Here is a 2,706-nt window from a genome sequence, read left to right as displayed (position 1 = left end):
ACCGTGGATTATTATTGGGATATTTTAAAGACTTTAAGATGTCTGAGTTAGAAGTACATTATATTAAGACCTCGATTGATCTTGGATAATTAGCAACCCATGCTTTATGACTAAAAGAGGCAGTATAGAATAGGGAACTTAATAATATGTATAGTCTAGAGGAATTTTTAGAGAGATTAAATAATGAGTAAATTATCAGTGATTCAAGCTTACAATTTGTGTAATGAAGACATAACTGTAATCCGTGAATTGGAAGAACAGGACCTTAAAGGAATTGTTCCCAGAGAATGGATTTCGTTGGTAAATGAAAAGTCCCCAGAAAAGAGAATCAACATCGCCATCTCATTATGGGAAAGAGTAGTTGGGAATGAGTTATCGTTAGTTATAAACTCGCTTAAGTCTAATCTACGAGATATTAATCTTCTTAAAGTGGGGAATAAATATTATTTGCTCTATGTAATTCAGAGTCCTGTCGGTGAAGAAATATATTATATAGGTGGAAATCCATATAACGTTCATTTGGATGAATGCGGACTTGCTTCAACTGTAAAGCCTTTTTATACAAATCTGCATGACGGGTTTTATGATTATTGTTATAAGGCAATGGGACTAATAGAGAGTAACAAAATCAAGAACCTTAAAGAACTGGTAGACCATAATTCACATAATGATAATCTTCAAGACTATTTAGGTTATTTTTCCAATGGAATGGGTGATTATGTGGCAATAGATAATAATTCAAATAATGCGTATTTGTATTTTAAAGATGGAGAATCAGCAAAAAACGTCGGATTTTGGGATGTAGTAGATGAATGGTTAAATATGGCAATAAATGGATGAAACTAGAGGGCTTGAAGAGGAAAGAGGCAGGTGAGTGTTCATGAAAATAGATGAATTAAAGTCATTCTTGGAAAAAGAAGGGCTGTTACCAATGAACTATTATGGATGTCCTAAGCATTACGTCTCAGGAGCTGATATATGTAATATTGGGAGAACAAACAACTTACCTGATGTATTTGGTGTTTATAGAGTCGCCGAAAGTGAAGCCTGCGTCTTTTTTATAACTGACTCAGAAAGAGGAATGCGATGCCATAATGAGGTGTTTTCAACTGAGGAAGAAGCATGCGAGTATATAATAAAAAGAGCTCAAACCAGCAAGGTAACGTTCTTGAATGAGAATAATACTTTTGCTAACAATGTTGTTCCCCAAAGCGTTCAATCAATAGAAAACGAAAAGTACACATATTACAAGTTTGATATTGGTAATGGCGCAATGAGAAAAAAAGGATACTTGGTAGAATATATTGATAAAAATGGTAATTGGGTCGAGAATATTGAGCTTTTGAGAAAATTTATAGGGTTAGATACTGGATTCTATGAAATAACAGAAGCTGAGGCTGAAGCTATCGCTCAAAGCAGAAAGAATAAGGATGGAGTATGACTGAGTTAGAAATGCTACAAAGTGAATTATTACCGCTAATTACGGCCAAGCGAGGAGAGAGCTACCTTAACCATATATGCTTGGGAGAATTCACATCAAGGCCCGGAGTTATAGGATGCTTTGAGTATAATAATGATTGGTTTCTCTACATTAACGATGATAGAATGCCGAACACAATGTTTAACGGACCATATAGCGCAGAAAAATGTTTGTTTGCGCTTGCAGTGAGATTAAATGTTTATAAAGAGCTGATGAAATATGAGTTTACTGAAGATGAAAGAAAGATATATCGTGAAAACATCTTTAGCTCTTTTGATGAAATTGATAAGTATTACGAAGAAAAGGTCGGTGTCAGTTACATAAGCCCTAGATCTGATCAGGTAAAATACAAGTACTATAAATCTCATATTGGCAGTGGAGTGCTGCGCAGAGATGGACTTCGTGTTGAGCTTTTAAGCAAAGCCGGGGAGTGGGAGGAAAGAAAGGATCTCCTTACAAAATTCATTGGAGGAGATTGTGATCTTGATGAAATACCTGAGGAATTGGCTCTTGTGATTGCTGAAGAAAGAAAAGCAGAAACTAGAGCCAAATAATCATTTTGGAGCATATATGAACATGGTTAAAAATATCAGAGTGTCTCTTTGGCTTGGAAGATTTAAAAGCAAAGAAGAATTAGATGGCTATATGGATGTTAAGTATGATAAAGATGGCAACCAGCTTCAGTCATCATTTCAACGTGATTTTAGGATATGCAAATACGATATGGACGCAAGTGAAGTAGATTGGATAAAAGATAGAACGCGTGATGTGCGGTCTTTGCTGATGGGATTCACTGCTGATGACGTAATAATCCCGCAATTTGAAATCATTTTGGGAGATACGGAGATTCAAAACTATAACTGTATTGTACTGTTGTATAACTTTGAATATGATAGTTCGATACTTTCTTCTGGAAGGCTTGATTATATTGGTTGCGTAAATGTCTAAATATTGACATATGATGTTTAGACCGCTATCCCGGAGACAGGGATTTTAAGATGTGGATGGAATATGAACATTAATGAATTTATCGAAAAATATAATATAGCAATAGTCGCAGAAGCAGATATAGAAAACAAAAGATTTGAGATTATAAAAAGAGATAAAGAGCTTGAATCCTATGATTTGTTTGAGCAACTAATTCTCTTTGGGAATGTTAAGAGTTTAGTTGAAAATGTTGAAGGGCAGATTTTACCAAGAATCTGGACACAAGGAAAATCAAAGTG

Annotated in this window: 5 protein-coding genes; all 5 read left to right on the top strand. The window is 34.9% G+C overall.

What is annotated here, in order from left to right; all coding sequences use genetic code 11:
* Positions 1-183: 183 nt before the first annotated feature.
* Positions 184-840: a hypothetical protein gene (locus G632_RS0118225; RefSeq protein WP_022770953.1), complete on the top strand. Its 657-nt coding sequence runs from the start codon at positions 184-186 to the stop codon at positions 838-840.
* A gap of 40 nt (positions 841-880) precedes the next feature.
* Positions 881-1,441 carry a hypothetical protein gene (locus tag G632_RS0118220; protein WP_026512702.1) on the top strand — a complete coding sequence of 187 codons (561 nt, stop codon included), beginning with the start codon at positions 881-883 and terminating at the stop codon, positions 1,439-1,441.
* A complete protein-coding gene (locus tag G632_RS0118215; RefSeq protein WP_155828931.1) occupies positions 1,438-2,034 on the top strand; it encodes a hypothetical protein in 597 nt (198 codons plus the stop codon). The genes G632_RS0118220 and G632_RS0118215 overlap by 4 nt, the downstream gene beginning before the upstream one ends.
* Positions 2,035-2,050: 16 nt before the next feature.
* Positions 2,051-2,428 carry an immunity 22 family protein gene (locus G632_RS0118210; RefSeq protein WP_022770950.1) on the top strand — a complete coding sequence of 126 codons (378 nt, stop codon included), beginning with the start codon at positions 2,051-2,053 and terminating at the stop codon, positions 2,426-2,428.
* A gap of 63 nt (positions 2,429-2,491) precedes the next feature.
* Positions 2,492-2,706: hypothetical protein (locus G632_RS20765; RefSeq protein WP_035783197.1), on the top strand; the 215-nt coding region annotated here is incomplete at its 3' end.

The sequence above is a fragment of the Butyrivibrio sp. NC2007 genome, assembly GCF_000421405.1.
Classification (GTDB): Bacteria; Bacillota; Clostridia; order Lachnospirales; family Lachnospiraceae; genus Butyrivibrio.
The sequence above is the reverse complement of the archived record's forward strand: the minus strand, read 5'-3'. Positions and strand labels throughout refer to the sequence as shown.

Excerpts from the sequence above, each read along its gene's own strand:
- G632_RS0118215 (WP_155828931.1), top strand. The coding sequence starts at position 1,438 with ATGACTGAGTTAGAAATGCTACAAAGTGAATTATTACCGCTAATTACG.
- G632_RS0118220 (WP_026512702.1), top strand. The coding sequence starts at position 881 with ATGAAAATAGATGAATTAAAGTCATTCTTGGAAAAAGAAGGGCTGTTA.
- G632_RS0118225 (WP_022770953.1), top strand. The coding sequence starts at position 184 with ATGAGTAAATTATCAGTGATTCAAGCTTACAATTTGTGTAATGAAGAC.
- G632_RS0118210 (WP_022770950.1), top strand. The coding sequence starts at position 2,051 with ATGAACATGGTTAAAAATATCAGAGTGTCTCTTTGGCTTGGAAGATTT.